This window comes from Bacillus sp. z14 (2026), assembly GCF_058313575.1.
This window is the reverse complement of record NZ_JBZFQK010000002.1, coordinates 753,370-777,798: the sequence shown is the minus strand read 5'-3', so window position 1 is coordinate 777,798 and position 24,429 is coordinate 753,370. Positions and strand designations below refer to the sequence as shown.

Below are 24,429 nucleotides of genomic sequence, written 5' to 3'. Positions count from 1 at the left end.
ATGGTGAAAATTCAGATAAAATTATATAATTAAATCTTATAGGACACCATACACACATGTTTCTTATAAAAAACTCATGTTAAGAGTAGAATAATAAATTAGGAGGGAACTTGTATGAAGGTCATTGTGTATAAAAAAGATATCGATCAATTCCTGGCTGATTTTAAATCTATCTCTTCTTATGATGAAGTTGGTAAGAAGTATTACTTTATCTTTGAAGACCATATTAGAGGTGGCCACTGGACCTTAATGTTTTATGATAAAGAAGGAAAATGGACAGCGCATGGTAAGGGAGAGTTTTATAGCGACATAGATGAACTACAGCTTTCAGGTGATCAATTAAAACTTTTCATTTACAAAAACAGAAAATATATTAATAATGTGATTCGACAATTAAGAGTAGCTATTCCATCTTAAGTCTTAGGATCCACAGACAATATAAAGAAGCCAGTGTTTACATTTAGTCACTGGCTTCTTTATTAGTTCTCTAGTACTTTGATAAATTCACGCATGTAATCCGGTAAATCAGGCGGGCGTCGACTTGAAACAATATGTCCGTCTACGATAACCGCTTCATCATACCAGGAAGCTCCTGCATTGACCATATCATCTCGTATTCCAGGTGTACTTGTCACCTTTACTCCCTTTAAAATATCAGCTGATATCAATACCCAGCCTGCATGGCAAATTTGTCCGATTGGTTTTTGCTGTTCATCCATTTTTTGGATAAACTCTAATACTTCTGGAAATCTGCGAAGTTTATCAGGAGCCCAGCCTCCAGGAACTAAAACTGCGTCATAATCATTTGGATTTACTTCTGCAAAGCTATACTCACTTTCTGCGGGTACGCCATACTTGCCAATATACTTGACTTTTGCCTGTTCACCCGCCAAATGAACTATTGCTCCTTCTTCACGCAGTCGATGAATTGGATACCACAATTCGAGGTCCTCAAATTCATGATGTACAAAACTTAGAATCTTCTTATCCTTTAATCTCATAATGTCACTCCCTATCAATCATTTCTTATGTACCTATTCCCTATTCTTATAAAACTATTCTTCGTAATCATATCAACCACTTATGCATTTATTAAATCAATTTTATCAACACACTTTAGCAACTCAAGATAAAACGGAATATTCGCATTTTAGACTACACATCTAGCCTATTTATTTATAAAATTATATTAAAATAACAAGAGGGAGATTCATATGAGAAAATTAAACACAAGAAAAATAGTACTATTATTTGTTTTAGCAGGTTTGTTTAGCCTCGGATTAATCATTCAATATTACTATCAGCATTCTAAAGCTTCCGCTGAGCTGGAACAATTAAATAAAGAAATTAATCTTGCTAAAGAAAACAATAAACAGTTGGAAAGGGAAATCATAAATTTACACAAAGAAATCGAAAAATACGCCGAAGAGGAATCACCTATTACCGATGATGTTGATTCAAATATAAACTCCACAGAAGATAAAATAAACACTGCTGATACAACGAATACGGTTGAAGATGAAACAACCAAACTCTCGTCTGATGAAGAAAACGAAAAACAACAGGGCACTTCTGATCTCGAATCCGCTCAGGATCAGGCTATTAATCTCGTAAAGGATCATATTAATTATACCAATGAATCAAACGTTCATTTCGAAGTCCAAGGGAAGATATCAGGCACTGAGGATTTATCTATACATGTATATGAAGTAGTAGTTGATGAGGGAGAAAGCCAGCATACCGCAACCTGGGGATGGTATGGAGTTAACGTTACAACAGGAAAAGTTTACGAAATTAATGGTTGAGCCATACTGATTGGCAATACTTAAATATGGATTACGGCATTGTTTAGACAACAAGAAGGATAAAAGAGATCATAGGCACAATTTGGGTGATTTCTAATTATGCACGATAAAAAGACATATAAAATGTACTATAAAGAGACATTTTACACCTTATTACTCGCTCATTTGTAACTTTTGTCCTATAATATATATATACAATACGTTTCGTAAAAGGTGGGAGCAACCATGAAATCCTCTTTTGGAAGCAGGTTAAAAGAGTTGCGTAAAGAGAAGCGTTTGTCACAGGAAGAACTAGGAGCTATTATAGGGGTCGCACAATCAACCATGGGATCTTACGAACGGGAAACACGCGAACCAAGTATTGACGGAATATTGGACCTTGCCCATTATTTTGATGTATCTGTCGATTATTTACTGGGTAACTCTAATGAACGAAAAATACCTGAATTAACACAGTTACAAGGATCCTATGACTTGCATAAATTCATGCATGAGAATGAGATTGTGCTATATGGCAGAACCTTAACAGAGGATGAAAAACAGCGTCTGTTAGATATCTCATTAGGCCTCTTCTATCGTTAATCATTTACCGGATACAGGCAGCTTAAAAGCTGCCTGTATTTAACTAGTTTCGTATAAATAATACACTACGGTACCTTTCAGTACCTCCTGCTCTTTTTGATTAATAGCAGAAACGATAAAATGTAACTCATTTTCTAATTTTGTTTCAAGCTTTGCTTTTAATCTTATTGAATCGTTCAAAAAGACCATGTCACGAAAACGAATTGTAAAATCTTTTATAAATCCATCCTCATAATAAGGGGTAAACAGTTTTGACAGATTCCCCATTGTCCACATTCCATGTGCTATAATACCCGGAAGTCCTAATCTTTTTGCTTGCTCCTCATCCTTATGGATAGGATTATGATCCCCAGAAGCATTAGCGTACTCAACCAATGCTTCTTTAGAAACAGGTTCCAATTTTACTTCTTCCAATTCATCACCAGTCTGTATATCAAGCAAACATGTCATGCTTTCAACTCCTTTTGCACAACTTCATTTATAATAATGACAATGGTAGAAGTAAATATCGAATTTCCTTCTTTATCTTCACCATTGTTTTCAATCCGCAAAATGCCCATTTTTCCGTTACTTCCAGTTCTCTCTTTATAATCTTTTACTTTTGCAAAACAATATACTTCTTCATCTATTAATAAAGGTCTCTCATAATGATAGATTTGCTCTCCATGGATTAGTCCTTTAGATGGCAGCTCCAGACCTTCTAACTCTCCATAATTGAATACTCTTGGATATGTTGGTGGAGCGATATTCTCACCGTATCTTGATTTCTTGCCATATTCCCGATCAACATATATAGGATGCTCATCTCCAATTGCTTTGGCAAATTGTTTAACACGTTCTCTGTCAACTCTATTTAACACTCGATTTGATCTCTTGCCTACTGCTTGAGCAAACATTCATCTCACCTCAATTAATTTTTAGGTCCACCTGCCACATATAAAACCTGTCCGTTTACAAACGAAGACTTTTCATCAGCAAAAAATAAAACAGCGTTAGCAATATCTTCAGGTTTACCACTGCGTCCAACAGGAATGATTGAAACATTTGCTTCAATTAACTGTTCAAATGGTATACCGACTCGAGCAGCTGTCTCCTTTGTCATATCTGTTTCAATAAATCCAGGTGCCACTGAATTAGCCGTAATACCAAACCCACCCAGTTCAATAGCCAAGGTTTTAGTAAACCCCTGCAAACCGGCCTTTGCTGCAGAATAATTCACTTGCCCTCTGTTCCCAAGCGCTGAGGTGGAGGAGATATTAATAATGCGCCCATACTTTTGCTGGACCATATATTTTTGCGCTGCTCTAGTCATATTAAAGGAGCCCTTCAAGTGAACATCCATTACCAATTGCCAATCTGTATCTGTCATTTTAAAAATCAGGTTATCTCGGATGACTCCTGCATTATTAACCAGAATATCAATAGCGCCATAGTGTTCATATACTTCCTTTACAGCTTTCTCCACTTCCTCTGATGAAGTAACATCTGCAACACGAGTCATACAATCAAATTCTTTCTGTTTAAATTGTTCCGCAGTCGCTTGCAGTGCTTCTTCATTTACATCAAAAAGCGCTACCTTAGCACCTTGTACTGCCAAATTTTCTGCAATTGCTTTACCTATCCCTCTACTTCCTCCGGTAATAATGGCCACTCTATTTTCAAATCTCCCAGTCATGCTACGTTCACATCCCTTTCAAATAAGATAAACGTTAATTATTTCTACAAAAACCACAAAATTCCTTTTATTAGGAGTTGATTCAGCTAAATTCTCCTATTTTAACATGACCTTTTATAAGATTACGGGCGATGATCATTCGCTGGATTTCGTCAGTTCCATCATAAATTCTCCAAAGTCTTGCTTCACGGTACCAACGCTCAATCGGTAATTCTCTCGTATAACCCATACCACCATGAATTTGTAAAACCCGATCGACCACCCGATTTCCCATATTGGCCCCATACAATTTTGCAATCGACGCTACATGCCGGTTATCTTCCCCATGATCAAGAGTAAATGCAGCATTTAAGGTAAGCCACCTCGCTGCTTCAATCTCAACCGCAGAATCAGCTATCTGCCATTGAATGGCTTGTCGCTCGGCAATTGGTTTACCGAATGTGATACGCTCCTTTGCATAATCAATTGCCATTTGCAATAATCGCTCAGCCGCACCAACAGCGCGCGCTCCTACAATCCATCTTGCAAAGCCAATCCATTCAAGCCCTAAATTATATCCTTTATGCAATTCACCTAAGATATTTTCCTCAGGAACTCGAACATTATCAAAGACTAATCCGGCTGGACCTCCTTCCCCCATCGTTTGGATAAACTCAGAACGCCATCCCATATCACGGTCTACGATAAAACAGGTTACTCCTTCACGACCTCTTGATTCGATGTGCTGTTGTTTATCGGTAATTGCCATGGCCATAACAAAGTCAGCATCATTTCCTCCCGTAATAAAGGTCTTCTCTCCATTAAGGACCCATTCTGAGTCATTCTTTACAGCTGTCATTTTTATATTTTGCGTATCCGAGCCTGCACCTGGTTCTGTCATGGCGAAACAGGATTTCTTGTCACCGTTTATTGTAGGGATCAAGTATTTTTTCTTTTGTTCATCATTTGCATAGTACAGAATATTGTCCGCTGAACCGCCAAAGGTGAAAGGGACAAATGTTTTGGCTACCTCAATAGCTACAATAGCCATCATCATCTGACCTAAGTCAGCGCCGCCATATTCTTCAGGTGTGTTAATGCCCCAAAATCCAGCTTCCTTCGCTTTTAATTGTAATTCCTTAAGCTTACCCGGAGAGAGGCTTGGTTTCCCTTCTCGTTCATTTCGTAACACTTCATTTTCTAATGGCATTAATTCCTTTTCCACAAATCTACGAATTGTTTTTTGAACCATTTTTTGTTCATCAGTTAAACGTAAATACATACTAATCCCCCTATCATTTAAATACTAACCAGTCGGTATGTTTTATTTACAGATGCTCTATAGAGCATCTGAATAGATTTACTAGATTTATAGAGTCGAGTGTTCTTACTTAAATCATGCCAACTTCGCTTTCAGAAGTTCTATAGATCTCTTCAATTTTCTTTCCTCTCGCCCTTGATAGAATATCCATTCTAATTTGAAGCTGCTTCATGGAAAAGTTAACAACCTCTTCAGGGCTTGTCCCAAATGCCTCTATATCCGCATCTGTTAATCCCTCTTCCACAATTGTTAGAGCCAGCGGCGTTAACTCCGCCATCCGTTTCATGACAACATCATCATATATATGAGGATGCTCACAAATCAAACGCTGAAGCAAGTAAGTACCATAGCCGATATGGCGAGATTCATCCCTCTTCAAATTGCCAATTCCCTCAAGCAATCCTGGCATTAAATTTGATTTTTCCAGCGATTGATAAAATGAAAAATATCCCGTTTCAGCAAGTACCCCTTCTACAAACATGTTATATACAGTGGAGGCATCCGCAATCGCCTCAGGTGATTGATCTGTAAGCAGGCGATCCATTGCATTTGGTAAAATGACTTGAAATACTTGCTTATACGTATCTGTTAATAAAGGATTTAACTCACCCTTTTCTCCAATTGCGTCCAAGACGGCTCTAAAAAATTCAGTATGCTTTGCTTCTTCAAACAGGAAGGTAGTCAGGAACATTTCCTCTTCAATCCGTCCCTCCTTGGCAATTGCCATCATAAGCGGTAATAAATCAAGTGTGACAGCTTCTTCTCCTGCCTGAAATTGTGAAAGAAGACGAAGAATGCTATGCCTTTGTCCCGGTGTTGCCTGCTTCCAATCCGTAGCATCCTTTGTAAAATCGATATCAGCTGGATTCCATGTCCCCACCCTTTTTGCTTTTTGATACAAACGATATGGAAATGAATCTACCAAGAGGCCTCTTGACGTAGCTGTAATGGTTTCTCTCATATTTATAAACTCCCTTCATTAAAATTATTTATAGTCCCGCTCTATTATTCTCTCGGATGCGGCAGTTCGGAGATGAGTCTTCAGAATTTTCCCTACACCATTCCGCGGTAGTGCATCAAAAAATAATATTTTTCTTGGCGTTTTATTTTTTGCAAGATGTTCCTGGCAATATGCAATTAGTTCCTCTTCCTGGATATCTTTTTTTGATTCCCTGACAATGCATGCTACCAACTCTTCACCCATACTGGCATCTGGTATTCCAATGACAGCCACTTCAGATACCGCATGATGCTGACTTAATATCTCCTCTACATCACGTGGATAAATATTGAACCCTCCTCGGATAACTAAATCTTTTTTTCGGTCGACAATATATAAATAACCATCTTCGTCGATACGTCCTAAATCTCCCGTATGCAACCAACCGTCTATTAATACGTTGTTTGTTTCGCTTTCATTGTGAAAATAACCGGGTGTCACATTTTCTCCCTTCACCACCACTTCTCCAATCTCACCGGTTGGCAGCTCCAAAGCCAATCCATCCACAATTTTAATTTGTACCCCCGGTATAGGAAATCCAACAGATCCGGGTCTAACCGGCTGACCCTTTTTATGAGCTGTAACAATAGGTGAGGCCTCAGATAATCCATAACCTTCATAAACCTTTGCCCCAAACCTTTCTTCAAATGCTGCCAGCAAGGCAGTGGGTAATGGCGCAGAACCTGAACTTATAGATTCCAAGCTTTGAAGATCGTATTGATTATAATCAGGATACGAGACCAAGGCATGAATCATGGCAGGAACACTGGCAAACGATTTAATTCTGTGCTTTTCTATTGCTGCTAATGTTTTTGCAGGGTCAAACCTGGAGAAGATAACAATTGAACTTCCCACTATGTAACATGTATTTGATATGGTTAACCCATACACATGAGCTAGCGGAAGAATTCCGAGTGTCGTTCCTCTCTCTGTATTAGCATGTTTGGCAGAGTTAACCGCATTTGAATAGAGGTTTGAATGAGTCAGCATAACTCCCTTTGGGTTACCTGTAGTACCTGAGGTATAGAGAATAACAGCAGTATCTTTTGAATCGATATCTATAGAAAATCGCTTGTCCAAATTCTCATTGGAATCCATATATTCATATATATTAATCGCAGTACTGGAAGTATCATCATCTGTAATAATTACGGTTGGTTTTATGTTTAATAAATCAATCGCTTGTTGGATATGATCGAGTATGATTTTAGAGGTGATAATTAGTTTGGCTCCGCAATTTGCGGCAATATAGGCAATTTCTTTTGGATGGAGTGAAAACATAACAGGTACAATGATAGCACCGGCTCTTGTTATCCCTTGATACGCAATTAATACTTCAGGCATATTTGGCATAATGACAAGGATTCTGTCTCCTGGCTGAATCCCTCTATTTCTAAATCCATTGGCCAATCGATTGGCATATCTCCTTGTCTCTACATTTGTAAATTGCTTGTTTCCATAGAATAAAAAAGAGTACTCATCGAATTTTTCGATATTCGAATCAAGCAATTGTGATAGCTTCACTTTTTCTCCTCCAATTCGCGGAATTTTTCACAAAAAAAATAAATTCTCATGTCTCCAGCTTGAAGCTTCCTATAAGGACCTACCAATTAAAACTACCAATTATATCAAACTGAACACTGCTAATCTTGAAGTGTTATTCCTATTTAAAACGCTACGATACCTCAGAGGATTCATAAATTTACCAAAGGATTTTCAATGTAGCAGTTAACCATTCTCTTGCATATTAGAAACAAAGAAAGATTACGGTACTACTTTACCTTTTTATCTAAAGACTCCAGGACGTAAATAAAAGAATAAACATAGCCTATTAAACACCCCCTTTTCATGTAAGCGTTTTCAAATAAAATTTTACAAAACTGTCGATACTAACAAAGCTATCTTTTTTCAGATGATTAATTCCACTATGCTTCTTACAATATGTTCTTTACACGACCTTTAAATTCCTACCTATAATTTTAAATATTCAGAAAAATTATTATGATAATTTGTTGGGGGAATAAATTTTTTTTGTTGTGGGAATAACCAGCTTTTTATACAGATTGATAGACCAAGTCCCTGGTTACAAGAAGAATGAACAGATAAAGGCACTCAGCATAAAAATCTGAACTAAGAAAGTTAGATAAGCAGCTAACTTTTATGTACAGTTCATAAACCGAGTGCTTTTATCTATATATGAATATTTCAGATTATTAAATCTATTTCATTCAGTTTAAGTGCTAGTTTTATAGACAGATACAGGTTACATGGATGATGATCTAACTACTTTGTAATTATTATGGCGCACGACCGTTCTCGGTGTTTCATAACAAAAATGCTCTGCTACTTCTTCATCTATTTCAACAATACATGATAACTCCCTAACAATTGATACTTTTCCTAAAATAGAAAGACCACGTCGCTCAAATTCAACGATATCTCCCACTTTACCTTTATCCTCTATAGCAAGTTCATTTAGTAGCATATTATCCACTTCTTTTCCTCCTCATCAGACTAATATATAAATTTTTATGCATAATTTAGTAATTAATTCAACAAATCAGTGTAATTTGTGACCATTTACATAGAATTTAACACAAATAGTATTAAGAATCAATTGAGTTTTCAAAAAAAAGAGTCTATTTTCTCATTTTGTTTTCTAAAATAACTACTATTCTGATTATTTACTATTTATATCTTAAATAGATAGAAGTAGCAGTACGTCTGTCGCTTTGCACTTAAAACCTAACAAAAAAGAATCCAGTCTAGTGCTGAATTCTTTTAATCTAAACTTTTAGAATATCATTTTTCAAAATTACGAAACTTTCTATTAAACAGCCTTCATGATTTCAAAGAAAGATCATTAAGTGAGACTGAACTTTTCTATTTTATCTTTTAGCTTTAATGCGTTATTATATCGTTTCATTAGTATGGATGCTTTACAATTAATGTTTATAGTTGTTTGATTGGAAAGGTATACGTAACACTCACTACTATCAATCGGGTCGCATCCTCGATAGTGATCTAGTGCTATCCAAGCACATTCTACATCACGACAAGAATGAGTCGGAAACATATAAATACTATGTTGGCCGCTAATCTGCAGAGGCAAAATATAACTTCCTCCCAGATATGATTTTGAACTGTTTTTTGCCCCTTGATAATCAGCACCATAGCCAATGATACTGTCTTTTAAAATAGCAAGCGGAGATTTCTCCACCATATAAAAAGTATCCTGAAAATATAACTGAGTATACAAATAACCTTCCACAAAAACGGGTAATAAAACCTTTGTATCTATCCTAATATATGGTCTGTTTTCCACTATCATATACTCCACCCTTTTTGAATTATATTTGCTTTCTATTCAATAATGGGTATACTACTATTATGTTGGTGTACCCAGCAACAGACTATTGGGCCCGGTCCCCCAGACTGCAGGCCCAATTTCTGATATCCTCTTAATCTCCTTTCCTGGAAATAGATAGGATTTTTATCCTATCCTTAAATAATTATATGACAACCGACATTCTTCTCCAAATCTTTCCTATATCATTTTTTATAAGCGTCTTTACCTTAAAATCTATCGTTTATTTACATCCTTAGGTTTTTATATTATAATAATATATTTTGAAATTGGTATTATAGCAAAATCATAATAAATAAGCAGTTTTTACCGTATAATTTTCATGTTTCCCGTAGGAAAACCTTTAAATTCGGAGAAAATTTACCTGTAAAATTTAATTTTTAATTTTTCACAATAAATTCAAATAAATGCTTTTACGCATCTCAAGAAAATAAAAAGAAGGATGACTCTACTGTCATCCTCCCTACCTTAATCAATCATCCTGTATTACGAAGACCTGCGGCTATACCATTAATCGTATGTAATACCTGAACAACTAATTGGGTATCCACTTCCTTTAAACTTCTTAGTTCTTTAATTAAGTGAACTTGAATGAAATTCAATGGGTCCACATAAGGATTTCGAAGACGAACTGAATCCTTAATATTCGGTGTTTGATCAAGTAATTCTTCATCTCCAGTTATCTCAAGCAGAACTGATTTGGTTTTGTTGTACTCTTCCACTATATCCTCAAATATCCGATCTCCAATTAAAGGATCTTCAACCAAATCAGCATATTCTTTCGCTGTTTTAAGATCTGCTTTCATTAATGCCATTTGCAAATTATCAATTGTGGATCTAAAGAATGGCCAATCCTGATACATCTCTTTCAATGTCTCTATATTGCCTTTTTCTTTATATGCGTATGTTGCTAGACCAGTACCGGAAGCATACCAAGCAGGAAATAACTGTCTGCTTTGTGTCCAGGCAAACACCCAGGGAATAGCTCGTAAATTTTCAAACTTATCACTGTTTTTACGAGCCATCGGTCTGGAACCAATATTCAGTTCACCAATTTCTTTTAGAGGTGTAGCTTGGTTAAAGTAAGTTAAAAAACCTTCATCCTTAAATACAAGTGACTGATATTTTTCATAAGAGATATCAGAGATACTTTCCATGGCGCGTACCCAGCTATCATCCCTTAAATGGCCTTGTTCAGAAGATTTCGAAACATTAGCAGCCGTTTCCAGAAGCGTTGACGTTGCTTGCTCTAAGGAACGATATGCGATGTCTTCTATTAAATAACGAGACGATAATACCTCTCCTTGCTCTGTTATTTTCACCCCGTCTCCCAGTGTTTCGAGCGGCTGAGAGAGAAGACTTCTGCTCAAAGGCCCGCCACCACGGCCAAGAGAACCACCACGGCCGTGAAAGAATTTTGTTGAAATATCATATTCCTTTGCCAATTCATGCAGTTCTATCTGTGCTTTATAAAGCTTCCAATTGGCGGTCAGAGTCCCCCCATCCTTACTGCCATCCGAATACCCCAGCATAATTTCCTGCTGGTTTTTCAGCTTTCTTAGATGCTCACGATAAACTGGCAGGTCAAACAATGCTTTTAAAATAGCAGGTCCGTTTGACAAATCTTCTATTGTTTCTAGTAATGGAGCTACATTCAAATCACTTTCAACTGTACCATCTGCATGAAGCTTATATAATCCCGCTTCTTTGGCCAATAATAAAACTTCCAGCAAATCACTTGCCGAACGTGTCATACTGACGATATAGACCCTAATGGATGCTTTTCCAAATTCTTTATGGGCCTTTTTGATTAATTTAAATACCGTAATAATTTCCTGCGTTTCCTTGGTATATTCTTCATTGTCTAGCAATAGCGGCCTTGGATCCATCAACAATTTTTCCAGCAGCTTTTCTTTTTCTGGCTCAGTCAAATTTGCATAACTGTCTGTAATCTTAATTTTCCTTAGGATTTCATCAATGGCACCTGCATGCTCATCACTATGATTTCGAATATCCAATGTTCCAAGGTGGAAGCCAAACAACTGAACCTGTCTAATTAATTTATGTAAAAGCTTTAACTGATGCCCTTTTGGATGATGCGTATCTATACTTTCTTTAATCATCAGTAGATCCTCAAGCAGTTCTTCCGATGTTTGATACCCTCGTTCATCATTAGCCACCATGCGGACACGTTCAACCATAATAGCCAATTTACGACGGTACGCTTCATTTTTGACAGGCCATTTTTTATCGTCGTTTATATATTTTGATTCTCCCAATTCTATCGATCTCATTATCTCATCACCAACTCTAATTTGGACTGTTGAGTGAGATAAACGTTTCATTAATTCAATTAAAGCCTTTTCATATTTTTTGAGAACTAATGCTCTGTGTCTATTTAGAGTTTCCCATGTAACAGCTGGGGTTACATACGGATTTCCATCCCGATCCCCTCCAATCCATGAACCGAATCGAAGAAAATTTGGCACATTCCAGATTTCACCGCTGTAATGTTCAGTCAATTTGTCTTCTACTTCCTGATGTATTTCGGGTATGACATCAAAGAAAATCTTATCAAAATAATACAATCCATTTCTGACTTCATCAATGACTGTTGGTTTCCTGTCCCTTAATTCATCAGAATGCCATAAAGTAGTAATCTCATTATAGAGGTCTTCTTTAATTTCCTTATATTCATTTTCGGTTAACATAGGATTATTAAGCGTTTTAAGGAGAAGTAATAATCTCTTTTGGATTTCTAATATAGACCGTTTAGCCGCCTCTGTAGGATGGGCAGTAATAATCAATTCCAGTGATATTCGTTCAAGAACATGCTGTATAATTTCACCACTAATATTTTTATCCTTCATAGATTGGATGGCTTTTTCAATTGAACCAGGCTGCTCATCGGAATTGTTCAGTTGATATTCACGCTTTCGTCGAATACGATGATTTTGTTCAGCTGCATTTATTAAGTGAAAATAAACGGAAAAAGCCTTAATAACTTGCATTCTTGTCTCTGGGCTAAGCATTTCTATTTCCTTTTTTAATGTATGATACGTCTCATCTTCCACGTGTAAACGAAGAGATTTACACATTGTACGAATCTTTTCAACGGTATTAAAAAGCTCTTGTCCACCCTGATAGATGAGAACCTCTCCTAGTATATTGCCTAGCAATTTTACTTCCTTGCGCAACGGCTGATTCGTATCCTGTTTTGTGACCACTCAAAAATCCCTCCCACTCTCTAACCAATAAATACTTCAAATATTTCGAGTATTTCTATTAATTATATATAACTATCTAAATAAATGACATTATTTAACTCAATTTCATTGTTTTATTGATAACCATGTATAAAGTGACATATCTCTTTCGCTTTTTAAAAAGGATTATTCCATTGTTGTAAAAGTCATTATAATCAAATAAAATAACTGTATTTATCAGGATTCCTTTGTAAATCCAATGCAGTATTCCTTTGTTCAAAAGCGGAAAATTTAATTAGTCCAGATACTCTGGTTGCAGCATTCATATATATATCAACATGTATAATATGTATCTAAGGCAAACTACATAGAGCAATTAAACTCCGAACTGTTACCCGATAAGACACACACCTGCAAGCATGTATATTGTCATGCCCTATTTGAAAATGTATACTTTGAACATACAACCAGATAGACCAGGGAGGCTTGAAAAATGAGAGTTGATATATGGTTCGATTATGCTTGTCCTTTCTGTTATATAGGGAAACGGCGATTAGAAGCCGCCATAGCTGAATTCATATACAAAGATCAGATAGAAGTACATTTTCACAGCTATCAACTGCAGCCTGATGCTCCAAAGAAATCAAATTCAAATATTCATGAGCTTATTGCTGCTAAATATGGCACTACAGTTGACCATGCCAGAAAAATGAATGAACATATATCTGAACAGGCCCGCGAAGAAGGGATTATATTTCGCTTTGATTCAATGATTCCTACAAATACAACAGATGCTCACCGTCTTACCCACTATGCTAAGGAGTATGGGAAAAGCGAGGAGATGACTGAACGAATACTTAAAGCTTATTTTTCTGAATCACTGCATATAGGAGACCGCGCAACCCTTCTGAAACTTACAAATGAAATAGGACTTCCCGGACATGAAGTACTAGATGTACTTAACACGGAGCAATATAAACAACAAGTAAATGAGGATATACAAATAGCCGAACAAATAGGAGTTAAGGGAGTCCCTTTATTCGTATTCAATAATAAATATGCCATCTCCGGAGCCCAAAGCACTGAAACACTTAAAGAAGTGCTTCAGGATGTATGGGAAGAAGAATATGATATGGCATTAATGACCGCTTCAAACAAACAACATGTAAATGAATTTTGCACAGATGATGGATGCTTCGATTAAAATTGAATAAAACGCGAGAAGGCAATAGATCCTAATAGCCTTGCTCGCGTTTTTTATTTTTGGACAGATACTTTCCCTCAACTAAAAAGCCTCTTGTTCTATGCATAAGAACAAGGACCTAATTTACTAGTTAATTAGCGATTCTCCTAAGCTTTGTTTTTAGTTCATGTGCAGGCACAGGTTCTGAATATAAATAACCTTGGACTTCGTCACAGCGGATACTTTTTAGAAATACCATCTGCTTATCCGTCTCCACACCTTCAGCGATTACTTTCAAATTTAGAGAATGTGACATCGAAATAATAGCAGAAATGATTTTACTATTACTTTCGAAATCATCAACAAAGCTTTTATCAATCTTTAAAGTGTCAACAGCCAATTGATTTAAATAACTAAATGAACTATATCCGGTTCCAAAATCGTCAATACTGACTTGTATCCCCATTTGACGGAGCTGTTGTAATAAATGATTATTTTCCTGTTTATCATGCATCATGATAGTTTCGATCACTTCAATACCAATTTCTTTCCCGGTTAACCCATATTCTTTTAATGCTTCTGCAAAAAATTCAACAAAGTCCTCCTGTGAAAAATGAATAACAGATATATTTATTGAAATAAGTTGAATATATATCCCTTCCCTTTTCCATACCTTAATTTGCTGGAATACTTGGCGGATAATTAACCTTTCAAGCGGTACAATAAGTTTGGCCTCTTCAGCTATCTTGATGAATACAGCCGGCGACATGAATCCATAGGTATAATAATGACTAAACAAAGATAGCTCACCTCTTTTCATTTCTAGCAGCCTAATCAATAATTTAGTGAGTATTAAAAAGAATCCCACTCTATTTATCGACCATTCTTGGGTGAAGTTCAATCGACTATTTCATTCCTATTTATTTAATTCACTAAAGAATATATATAAGCCATCAATTCTGAACGGTTATTTACTTTAAACTTTCTGTATAGCTGACTTACATAATTCTTAACTGTACCATTAGATAAGAATAAATAGTGGGCTATTTGTTCATTTGTATGCCCTTCTGACAATAGTTTAATAATGTCATGTTCCCGATCGTTCAGGTTAATTCCCTGTTTCTCCAGTTTAATTGGTATTGGCGATGATGGTTCATTTTGTAAATACATAATTAAATTCTTTTGAATAATAGAGGGCAGTACGATATGCCCATTCACGCATTGCCTAATTGAATAAAGAAGATGCTTCGTTTCCACATTTTTTAAAATATACCCGGTTGTTCCCTTTTTGATACTATCGATGATTTCATCTTCATTTGTATCCGCTGCAAGCATGATTACTTGACTGGAAGGATAGGCATTTTTAATGATTGCTAAGGCTTCATTCCCTCCATTTGGAGGAAGATTGCTATCAAGGAGTATTACATCTGGTTTTTGCTCAGACATCATTTTTATAAGACTATCAGTATCTCCAGCACAACCTGTCATTTCAAAGTCATGTTCATCCTTCAAAATCATAAATAATCCATCACGAATAATGGCCTGACTCTCTCCTATAAGAATATTTATTTTACTCATACATTCCACATCACTTCTTACCCTTCGTTACTGGATTATTGAAAAGTTTTATACACTTTACCTATTTGTAATTTTTGGTAAAACAAGTCTATAGTCCTAGTATAATAACAAGTTTTGTCGAAGTATATACTTTTTTCCTAAGTATTCCTAGTATTGTAAAATAAACTAAGAGCCTCATTCCCTAAAAAGGAAATGAGGCTCTTATAAAGATCAGAAAAATAATATGATTAGTTATTAATAGATGGATTTACGCTGTGGTATGTATCTATGAAGTATATGGATTCCTCCAAAGTTTCTTTTTTTAGATGATCTCATATACTCAGCATATAAAGTTTGGGCACGTTCTGAATAATATTCCCGATAATCTTCATGCAATTCCGCATTAATATAATTCATAATTTTTATGTACTGTCTCTTTATCCTTTTTGCATCTTTAGATAATTGAATCATCTTCTCAAATTCCATCAGATAACCTTGAACCAAAAGTACATTCCCGGCTACATTTAATAAAACATCAAGTTTTTGATCCGGATTATCCATATAGGGTACCTGTGTACTTATCCTGCTTCTATTTTTATGTAAACTCTTTTCGTGTGAATGAATCAACAAATCTTTCATCCTCCCTGCTTTAGAGTTTTTCCAATTCCATAATACAAAATATTCTGACTAATTTATATTTTTAGTATAAGTCGTTACCTACGGATATGAAAAGATGCCCAAAGTCATTTTAATATTTAAGGAAGATAAGCCCTTTTACTTATTTATCTAACTAATAATCATGAAATTTTTATCCTTCTAGAAGAAAATCTGTGGGCAGCTGTATTATTACATTGCTATAAATTTAATTCATTATTGCACGTGCTATAATATATTTTTGTTATTTATTATCCAGTCGGTGCTTATCATATCTATTTATATCCAATTATTCAGCTGATTTATCCAATTGTTTCTTAATTTGCTTAAGCATCTCTTTAAATACCTTTACATCGTTTTTCGGAATATCCTCTTCCCCATAACGAGATCTTTCATATATTTCGCTTAATTGACGATTCAGCTCATCATTATTTAAATGAATCCGGTTCAGCCAATCACGGAATAATTCTCCAAACTTTCTTTTATGTATACCCTTCATATCCCTTTCAAATTTATAAACTAGCATTCTGATCGGTATATTTGAAGGAGGATTATGCTGAGCTCTATTGTCTTTATTTCGTTTTATTTGTCCCAGCCTCTTTAACATTAACTATTTATCTACCTTACGTTGTGGTTATATGTTTGTTTTTGTTTGTTTACCGGGATACATGATGCAATAAAGATGATAACAGCCAACCCATATGCCATGTAGGCAATGCCCTCTGAAGTCTCCTGATTACGAATTCCAATCGCATTGTATGCCCAAACAAAGACAAAGAGATATCAATAATTCGATTCCTTAAATTTAAAGATAATCGCCAGTCCTGTACCAACCACAAGCATAATAGCTGTCCATATCTCACCGGATAAACCAAAGCCGTCCCACCCATATTCTTTCAATACATAAGCTACATTAACAATTGTCGCAACACTAATCCATCCAAGATTGATTGAAAATGGTGCGATGTCTAATAAGCCAGGATTGCTATTTTTCATTCGCCTATACAAGATGATCAAACTGATTAAATAGGTAAACATAACAGCAAGACTAGCTATGAAATATTCATAATGCCAGGTCAGGATCCACGTACAGTTCAATAGCCCGCTTAACATAAATATAATGCTAGTATTTGTATAAACAGGCAATCCTCGACGCTCCCTTGGATACTGTCGAATAATCCATATACCTATTAAAATATTAAAGACCAGATAGAAAATGCGTAACCTGCACGTGTGATTAATACATCAATTCGATTTGATATTTCTCCTGTCGTCTGACCGTTGATTGGCAGCAAGTTAGCCAAAGCATTAATAACCACAATTAAGATAAAGACAAGAGTATTTAACTCCCGTCTAATCATAAACAACCCCTTCCAAGAATAAGATAGTCAATATATTCCTCAATTCACAACCCTTTAACCATTTAATACAATAGCCAGGTTATCACCTAGAACTTGGAGAATAGTTCAACAAAACTCTTCCTATACTGTTTAGATAATAAATGGCCGACAGTACTCTGTCGCATTTTATTCAATTGGCTTCAACTTGCTTGCAAATTATTATCTGATTTAGACTGACCTCTCTTTAACATTTCTCTTTACTATACTAACCTGACAATTTGGCAAGAATATTAATTAAAACATTCTTTTTATTAGGTAAACCCCATTATAATTAGGAAATGAAGCCTTTCAACTAAGATTGCTTTTTTATATTTAGGGGTATGATGATTAATGAAACTTTTTCACCCATCAAACGTTATATAGTGTAAGAAAGGAGTGCAAAAATATTGAAAAGAGGATCAATCATATTACTTGCTGGGGTTGTGGTTATTGGCATTATAATCGCTATGTTTGCTTCGAGTTATAATGGCTTTGTGAACGCAGAAGAGAATGTCGATAAAGCTTATTCCCAGATCGACAACCAATTACAAAGAAGGATGGACTTAATTCCTAATTTAGTTAATACCGTTAAAGGGTATGCCGAGCATGAAGAAGCCGTTATAAATGATGTCTCAACTGCTCGTGCAAATCTTGCCGGTGCTAATACACCGCAGGAACAAGCAACGGCCAATGATGAACTTACAGGTGCATTAAATCGACTATTAGTTGTTGTTGAAAACTATCCTGATCTGAAGGCCAATCAAAGTTTCCAGCAATTAATGGATGAACTGGCCGGTACTGAAAATCGGATTGCTGTAGCAAGACAGGATTATAATACGGAAGTATCCACTTATAATAAAAAAGTGAAGCAATTTCCCGGTGCCTTGATTGCCGGATTATTTAATTTTGATAGCAAGGAATATTTTAAAGCTGCTGATGGCGCAGAGCAGGCACCGACAGTAGATTTTAATGGAACTGAATGATGTTTAAAAGAATTCTCCACTCAATGGCGACTTTCTTATTCTTATTGGTCAGCTTGATTGGAAGTCCAGTGTCCGCAGCTGTTCCCAAACCACAAGGGGATATTTACGTTCAGGATTTCGCCAATCTATTAGATGACAGTGAGAAACAACAGTTGATTCAGTTAGGTCGTACATTGGAAGATCAAACAAAAGCCCAAATTGCTGTGTTAACCGTAAATACTTTAGATAATCAAACACCTGAAGAATACGCACTGGATGCCTTCCGTACATATGAGCTAGGTGATAAGGAACTTAATAATGGTGTCCTTTTATTAATAGCGAATAAGGATAGAAAAGCCCGTATTGAAGTTGGATACGGTCTTGAAGGGGCATTGCCTGATGGAAAGGTTGGCAGAATATTGGACACGTATACTATTCCATATATGCAATCTAACCAACCTAACGAGGCTGTCATCAATACGTATAAGGAATTATTTAATGTCGTCTCTCAGGAATATCAACTAAATGAATCAACCGATTCGAAAGCTTATGTCTCCGAAGTAAATAATGAAGGCGGTATGGCGACCTGGAAAAAACTATTAATAGGAGCTGCACTTGTTACATTTATCATTATTGATATGACTTTCTTTGGTGGTACATTTACTTATATGCTTCTTCACATTCTGTCTGCATTTTCAAGGAACGGCGGAGGTCGTGGAGGTGGAAATCGCGGCGGCGGTGGCGGTTCATCTGGCGGCGGCGGGGCTTCGAGAGGCTGGTAAATTATAAATACCTATAACTAATCAATACCATAATTGAACCCGGCGATAGAAAATCAGTTTGTTTTCCTTTCCCAGTTTCGTATTTTGTATATACAGAATATATTCTTAATCAGTCATACTGAACAAAAAAGAATCCTTTTCGGGATTCTTTTTTGTTTCTATTTACTTTTCAGAGCGATAGGCTTCTAAAGCTTTTTTGACTTTTTCAGCATCAGGGGATAATTCGTTACCTGTATCAACAAGCGGGCTGACGGTTGAAATAGCCTTTGCTTTATCGCCTTTATAGAATTGAATGAACTCATCCTGATTAATGGAATAAAGAACTGCCTTTCTTAAGTTCTCACTTTGTGCAACATCACGATTTTTCGTGTTAAATAACAAGTAAGAAACGGCATTACTCTGGATGCTTTGTAGTTTCATCTTGCTGTCTTCCTTAAGAATATCAAACTTTGTTTCTGGTACACCGGATAGCATGTCGATTTCACTGCTTCGTAGTGCACTAAATGCGCTATCAGGGTCTTTGATAAATCGTACGGAAACTCTATTAATATATGGTTCGTATTCTCCCCCTTCCATATAAGCAGGGTTCTTTTGGAATACAGCTTCATAGTCATTTTTGTACAGCATTATATAAGGTCCGCTTGTATATAACGTGTTATTATATTGGCTGCCCTCGGTTACCGTACTTTGATCTCCATAAGGGATATCTTTCTTGACATCGAAAGAAGCTACATCATAAGTATTGATGCTTTCAACTTGTTTTTTCGAAACAATTCCTGCAGATTGGTGGGCCAGATAATTCAACACCTGTGGGAATGGCTCAGTTGTTGTCATTTTTACGACTTGATACTTCCCATTTTTTTGATCGGCATCCTCTTTTGCTTTGACTAGTCCCGTTATTTCACTTTCCAGATCTTTATTAAGAGCGTCCTTTACGGTGCCTTTCTCATTGGAAAGCTTCACTGATTCAAGGCTCGCCACGTCCTCAACGATTTCTACTTTCTTGATATGCTCATGCAAGCTGTATGTTCTGTGGTCCGGTACGGAATCTTTGTCTTTCGCACGATTCAAGGAAAATATGACATCTTCTGCTCCGACTCTTTCACCTGAGTCAACTGCCTTTTTATTTTCTACTTTAGCAAACCGAATGTCATTTCTGAGTACAAAATAATATTCCGTATTTCCTTCAGCAATGGCATGATTCAACGATAAGGATGCATCCGAGGTGATTTTATCATCGTCAGTCAAATTCACCAAACGTATATACATATTTGTATTCAATTGGTTGATGGAACCATCATTCCCTTTGATTGGATCAAGAGAAGTTAGCGTAGACATCGACTGTGTCAATTTCAAAGGTTCCTTATCACGCTTTGTAGTATCGGCAAAATCAATTGAATCCCACGCCAAGGCCCGCGACTTCGACAAACGTACGGATTTTTCCTTCAATATATCTGTATTAACCGCTTGATTTTTGTTGGATATATACAAAGGAGCAATATAAGCCTTTTCAAATACAAGGTGGTCTTCTAACTCTTTGTAGGTTCCTTTATATTCTTCTGGAGTTTGAGTAGATGCTTTATTAATCAATTTATCCAATTTAGGATCTGATATAATGCTATAATCCCCTCCTGTTATAAACAACGATCGCACCGCATAATCCGGATTACCCGTAACTGTGGTCCAACTCGACATAGACACATCGAAATTGCCTGCATCTTCCTGTGCTTTAAAGCTTCCGAAATCCGGTTGAAGATTCAATTTGACTTCAAATCCATTTTTCGTAAGTTGATCACGAAGAATATTTACATCTGACTCGTTGGCACTCGTACTCAATATTTCAATCTCAATAGCTTCCTTTTTTTCACCATCATTAACTTTATTACTTACATCATCTTTTGTTTGGACTGTGCATGCGCTAAGAACCAATAAGAATACAAGCAATAACGGCATAAATCCTTTTATCTTCAAAATAACTCCCCCAAATGATTCATATTTGATAAAGCTTCTTTTCATAATCAGGATGATCGATCAAGCTTAGGATCAAGTGCATCCCTCAGACCATCCCCAAGAAAATTGAATGACAACACAAGCAAAACGATTGCTACTCCAGGAAAAATAGCAAGATAAGGATTAGATTCCAAGTAGGCGCTTCCAATTCGCAAAATATTTCCCCATTCTGGTATATGTGGTTCAACCCCAAGTCCAAGATAACTTAAGCTGCTTGTCGATATGACAGCTGCACCTATTGTTAAAGTGGATTTCACGATCATAGGAGCCATGGAGTTAGGGATGATATGTTTGAAAATGATGGCACGATCCTTTACTCCAAGAGCCCTCGAAGCCTCTACAAATTCATAATTAGAAACCTGGAGCACATTAGCGCGCATCGTCCTGGCATATGTAGGAATAGCCCCTACGCTTAAGGCGATAATCAAATTAACAGTATTAGCTCCAAAGGCAGCAATGATTGTAATCGCCAGCAAAATACCTGGGATAGCATATAAAATATCTAAAAGCCGCATGATGATATTATCAGTATGTCTGCCATAATAGCCTGAGATGGCACCTAGGAATCCTCCGATCAATACAGGAATAAGGGTAGCCAGGAAACCAACAATGAGTGATATTCTAGCACCGAATACAAGCCTGGAAAAAACGTCCCTGCCGAAATTATCCGTACCGAATGGATAAACGAGACTCGGAGATTGCAAGATTGCTCCGTAATTATTTTCGATTGCAAGACTCATTTCAAAAGTAAACATACTGCACACTGAAATCATGAACAGAAAGATGATAAAAAACAAACTCAGCATCGCTGCAAAATGCTTTGATAACCTTTCCCATATTGATTCCCACTCAGTCTTAACACCATACTGCAGATTTCTAGCCCTTAGTAGGATCGTTATTCCAAACACTAGAGAAAACAGATTTCCGGTAAGGGTGCTCAACAGAAAGAAAATAGCGACAATGATGGATGCCTTCTTATGCAGTCTCCCTTTCAGGAGCAACAAAACACCTAACAGATGGAACAATGTTATCGCAATCAAGGTAGCCATTCCTGTCATAAAACTGTTTGACACATACGGTTTAAACAAATTAAGGGCAGAAACACCTATTACAAAGCAATCAACCAATAGCATATAAATTCCAAGAGAGTAATAGAGATTTTTCTTCTTTTTAATCAAGATCAACGCAGCTGCTGTCAAAAAGACATTCCCGCTGAATAGACTTGCCAGTTGAATAATCCCCAACCTCCTGGTAATAATCGAAATATCTCCTTTTTCCAGTAAGTCTATTTTCATTCTCCTCAGCAAAATGCCCTGTATGGCAGTAAAGCAGGTATAAATCCCAAACATCCATAAGAAAAATCCTCTACTTTCCATACTTTTGAAATCATAGACATTTAGCAGAAAAATGATTGTAAGTATCAAAGAAATACCTAAAGCGAACTTCGCCTGTCTATATTCCTGTGAAGCTTTTAAACTATTCATTTCATACACCTGCTTTAGTATTGTTTCATCTTATGCCGAATCCGCGGATCAAAGAATGCATACAAGATATCGATGAACATATTAACAATAGAAATGATAATGGCTGTATAGATGACAGCGCCCATTACTGCCGGCACATCCGGTATAAATTGTTTATCGACAATATAACTGCCCAGACCGCTGATATTAAACACTTTTTCTGTGACTGCTGCCCCTCCGAGCATTCCTCCAAATTGTAGTCCTATCACCGTAATAATTGGGATAAGAGCATTTGGTACTGCATGTCTCATGACAACTCTTTTTCCACTTAAACCTTTTGCCCTTGCCGTCAACATATAATCTTCATGTATGACTTCAAGTGTCGATGACCTGGTCATTCTGGCAACTGCAGCTGTCAGTCCTGTTCCAAGTACCACGACAGGCATGATTAGCGAAAGCCAATTGTTAGCACGATACGTTGCAGGTAGCCATTCTAAATGAACCGAGAAGCCCAATATGAAGATCAGCCCTTGCCAGAAACTCGGAATTGATAGTCCAAGCAAGGCAATTAACATAAAAGAATGATCAAAGATTGTATTCCTTCTGATAGCCGAAATGATTCCGGTTGGTAATGCGACCAGTACTGCGAGCAATAAAGAAAAGACGGCGATCGTCAATGTAATTGGAAACTTACGCATAATGGAAGATATCACGTCTTCATTTCCAGCAAAAGAACTACCTAGATCAAAAGTGAAGATTCCGATTATGGTGTCTCGTAATTGAATAAAGTAGGGCTGATCCAATCCATGCAAAGTATTGAATGCGGCAATCTGCTCCTTCGTTGCCGTTTCTCCCAATATGTTAGCAGCAGGATTGAACGGTGAAATATACAAAATCGTAAAGACAAGTATACTTACACCCAAAACAACGAAAATAGTCATGATTAAACGTTCCATCACGTATTTTACATAAGGGTAACTAAAGATAAACATCAATATGTACATAAAAAAACCAGCAATGAAGGAAATGAAGAAGAACCACCTTTCGCGGAGCAATACAGAAAATACATCCTCGAACTGCATCTTCCCTTTCCACGGTTCACTATCATCGCGAGTCGAAGAGACCATTAACTCTGATATATAGACATTTAATCGATGCTCGGCAAGTTGGGTTGCTTTTTGCTCAATCTCCTTATCGTCTACTTTCTTGTCAAAGAAATCCCGCTTTTTTCTAAGCTGATCCTGATAGTCCTTCTTAAAAGCAGTGAAATGGCCAGAATCGATAAGGGATTGCTTTAGCTCTGCTTCTGCAGCTGTATAACTACCTTTGTTTCTTTTGAAAAGATAATAAAACATAACAATTAAAAAGAGCGGAGCCCCCAAAATCAGGAGGAAACTTTTATATGCAGAGTTAGCCATCATTTTCCTAAAAATTTGATCTATCCTCTGTACAAAAGAATGGTTCCCCTTCCACTCCTGCTCATTAATCAATAATATCCCCTCCT

23 protein-coding genes and 1 pseudogene are annotated in these 24,429 nt (G+C 36.5%); 6 read left to right on the top strand and 18 right to left on the bottom strand.

Going from position 1 to position 24,429, the window contains the following annotated elements:
• Positions 1–114: 114 nt before the first annotated feature.
• Complete coding sequence (locus tag AC4G3O_RS09840; protein WP_066100171.1) at positions 115–417, top strand: hypothetical protein; 303 nt, start codon at positions 115–117, stop codon at positions 415–417.
• 62 nt (positions 418–479) lie between these two features.
• On the opposite strand, the gene AC4G3O_RS09835 is transcribed toward AC4G3O_RS09840, so the two are convergent.
• Positions 480–1,001: a type 1 glutamine amidotransferase domain-containing protein gene (locus AC4G3O_RS09835; RefSeq protein ID WP_139891198.1), complete on the bottom strand. Its 522-nt coding sequence runs from the start codon at positions 999–1,001 to the stop codon at positions 480–482.
• A gap of 213 nt (positions 1,002–1,214) precedes the next feature.
• Between AC4G3O_RS09835 and AC4G3O_RS09830 the strand changes: the two genes are divergently transcribed.
• Positions 1,215–1,805, top strand: coding sequence for an FtsB family cell division protein (locus AC4G3O_RS09830; RefSeq protein WP_066100175.1), 591 nt, complete (start codon positions 1,215–1,217; stop codon positions 1,803–1,805).
• Between the two features lie 225 nt (positions 1,806–2,030).
• Positions 2,031–2,387 carry a helix-turn-helix domain-containing protein gene (locus tag AC4G3O_RS09825; protein ID WP_491136104.1) on the top strand — a complete coding sequence of 119 codons (357 nt, stop codon included), beginning with the start codon at positions 2,031–2,033 and terminating at the stop codon, positions 2,385–2,387.
• A 39-nt stretch (positions 2,388–2,426) separates the two neighbouring features.
• Here AC4G3O_RS09825 and AC4G3O_RS09820 read toward each other — a convergent pair whose 3' ends face one another.
• The 9 genes from AC4G3O_RS09820 to ppc all read right to left on the bottom strand — a co-directional run bounded on the left by AC4G3O_RS09820 (position 2,427) and on the right by ppc (position 12,956).
• Positions 2,427–2,837, bottom strand: a complete 411-nt coding sequence (locus AC4G3O_RS09820; RefSeq protein WP_066100179.1) for a MaoC/PaaZ C-terminal domain-containing protein — start codon at positions 2,835–2,837, stop codon at positions 2,427–2,429.
• Positions 2,834–3,283: a MaoC family dehydratase N-terminal domain-containing protein gene (locus tag AC4G3O_RS09815; RefSeq protein WP_066100182.1), complete on the bottom strand. Its 450-nt coding sequence runs from the start codon at positions 3,281–3,283 to the stop codon at positions 2,834–2,836. The genes AC4G3O_RS09820 and AC4G3O_RS09815 overlap by 4 nt, the downstream gene beginning before the upstream one ends.
• A 14-nt stretch (positions 3,284–3,297) precedes the next feature.
• Positions 3,298–4,062 (bottom strand): beta-ketoacyl-ACP reductase, encoded by a 765-nt coding sequence (locus AC4G3O_RS09810; protein ID WP_066100185.1) that lies wholly within the window; start codon positions 4,060–4,062, stop codon positions 3,298–3,300.
• A gap of 82 nt (positions 4,063–4,144) precedes the next feature.
• Positions 4,145–5,323: an acyl-CoA dehydrogenase family protein gene (locus AC4G3O_RS09805; RefSeq protein ID WP_491136103.1), complete on the bottom strand. Its 1,179-nt coding sequence runs from the start codon at positions 5,321–5,323 to the stop codon at positions 4,145–4,147.
• A gap of 109 nt (positions 5,324–5,432) precedes the next feature.
• A complete protein-coding gene (locus AC4G3O_RS09800; RefSeq protein ID WP_139891201.1) occupies positions 5,433–6,323 on the bottom strand; it encodes a R2-like ligand-binding oxidase in 891 nt (296 codons plus the stop codon).
• Between the two features lie 24 nt (positions 6,324–6,347).
• The gene (locus AC4G3O_RS09795; protein ID WP_066100192.1) at positions 6,348–7,886 is read right to left on the bottom strand and encodes a class I adenylate-forming enzyme family protein; all 1,539 of its coding nucleotides are present in this window, start codon (positions 7,884–7,886) and stop codon (positions 6,348–6,350) included.
• Between the two features lie 739 nt (positions 7,887–8,625).
• Positions 8,626–8,847 carry a DUF2187 family protein gene (locus tag AC4G3O_RS09790; protein WP_066102241.1) on the bottom strand — a complete coding sequence of 74 codons (222 nt, stop codon included), beginning with the start codon at positions 8,845–8,847 and terminating at the stop codon, positions 8,626–8,628.
• A gap of 378 nt (positions 8,848–9,225) precedes the next feature.
• Entirely contained in the window at positions 9,226–9,687 is a 462-nt protein-coding gene (locus tag AC4G3O_RS09785; protein ID WP_175354212.1) for a competence protein ComK, read from the bottom strand.
• Between the two features lie 518 nt (positions 9,688–10,205).
• Positions 10,206–12,956 carry a phosphoenolpyruvate carboxylase gene (ppc, locus tag AC4G3O_RS09780; RefSeq protein ID WP_139891202.1) on the bottom strand — a complete coding sequence of 917 codons (2,751 nt, stop codon included), beginning with the start codon at positions 12,954–12,956 and terminating at the stop codon, positions 10,206–10,208.
• Between the two features lie 472 nt (positions 12,957–13,428).
• Here ppc and AC4G3O_RS09775 point away from each other — a divergent pair, with 472 nt between their 5' ends.
• A complete protein-coding gene (locus tag AC4G3O_RS09775) occupies positions 13,429–14,139 on the top strand; it encodes a DsbA family oxidoreductase (protein ID WP_066100201.1) in 711 nt (236 codons plus the stop codon).
• A gap of 130 nt (positions 14,140–14,269) precedes the next feature.
• Here AC4G3O_RS09775 and AC4G3O_RS09770 read toward each other — a convergent pair whose 3' ends face one another.
• The 5 genes and pseudogenes from AC4G3O_RS09770 to AC4G3O_RS09750 all read right to left on the bottom strand — a co-directional run bounded on the left by AC4G3O_RS09770 (position 14,270) and on the right by AC4G3O_RS09750 (position 17,690).
• Positions 14,270–14,938 carry an EAL domain-containing protein gene (locus AC4G3O_RS09770; RefSeq protein ID WP_491136102.1) on the bottom strand — a complete coding sequence of 223 codons (669 nt, stop codon included), beginning with the start codon at positions 14,936–14,938 and terminating at the stop codon, positions 14,270–14,272.
• A gap of 104 nt (positions 14,939–15,042) precedes the next feature.
• Positions 15,043–15,696 (bottom strand): response regulator, encoded by a 654-nt coding sequence (locus AC4G3O_RS09765; protein ID WP_066100207.1) that lies wholly within the window; start codon positions 15,694–15,696, stop codon positions 15,043–15,045.
• 234 nt (positions 15,697–15,930) lie between these two features.
• Positions 15,931–16,305, bottom strand: a complete 375-nt coding sequence (locus tag AC4G3O_RS09760) for a hypothetical protein (protein WP_491136101.1) — start codon at positions 16,303–16,305, stop codon at positions 15,931–15,933.
• A gap of 313 nt (positions 16,306–16,618) precedes the next feature.
• The gene (locus AC4G3O_RS09755; RefSeq protein ID WP_066100214.1) at positions 16,619–16,936 is read right to left on the bottom strand and encodes a hypothetical protein; all 318 of its coding nucleotides are present in this window, start codon (positions 16,934–16,936) and stop codon (positions 16,619–16,621) included.
• Positions 16,937–16,947: 11 nt separating this feature from the next.
• Positions 16,948–17,690: pseudogene (locus AC4G3O_RS09750) on the bottom strand (TspO-related membrane protein).
• A 485-nt stretch (positions 17,691–18,175) separates the two neighbouring features.
• Here AC4G3O_RS09750 and AC4G3O_RS09745 point away from each other — a divergent pair.
• Positions 18,176–18,691 carry a LemA family protein gene (locus tag AC4G3O_RS09745; protein ID WP_180349931.1) on the top strand — a complete coding sequence of 172 codons (516 nt, stop codon included), beginning with the start codon at positions 18,176–18,178 and terminating at the stop codon, positions 18,689–18,691.
• Positions 18,691–19,452, top strand: a complete 762-nt coding sequence (locus AC4G3O_RS09740; protein ID WP_066102243.1) for a TPM domain-containing protein — start codon at positions 18,691–18,693, stop codon at positions 19,450–19,452. Before AC4G3O_RS09745 ends, AC4G3O_RS09740 begins: the two co-directional genes overlap by 1 nt.
• Before the next feature lie 162 nt (positions 19,453–19,614).
• Here the strand turns inward: AC4G3O_RS09740 and AC4G3O_RS09735 are convergent, their stop codons facing one another.
• The 3 genes from AC4G3O_RS09735 to AC4G3O_RS09725 are packed head-to-tail and all read right to left on the bottom strand — an operon-like array spanning position 19,615 to position 24,412.
• Positions 19,615–21,423, bottom strand: coding sequence for an ABC transporter substrate-binding protein (locus AC4G3O_RS09735; RefSeq protein ID WP_375138403.1), 1,809 nt, complete (start codon positions 21,421–21,423; stop codon positions 19,615–19,617).
• A gap of 47 nt (positions 21,424–21,470) precedes the next feature.
• The gene (locus AC4G3O_RS09730) at positions 21,471–22,946 is read right to left on the bottom strand and encodes an ABC transporter permease (protein WP_491136100.1); all 1,476 of its coding nucleotides are present in this window, start codon (positions 22,944–22,946) and stop codon (positions 21,471–21,473) included.
• Positions 22,947–22,960: 14 nt separating this feature from the next.
• A complete protein-coding gene (locus AC4G3O_RS09725; protein WP_373925463.1) occupies positions 22,961–24,412 on the bottom strand; it encodes an ABC transporter permease in 1,452 nt (483 codons plus the stop codon).
• Positions 24,413–24,429: the final 17 nt, after the last annotated feature.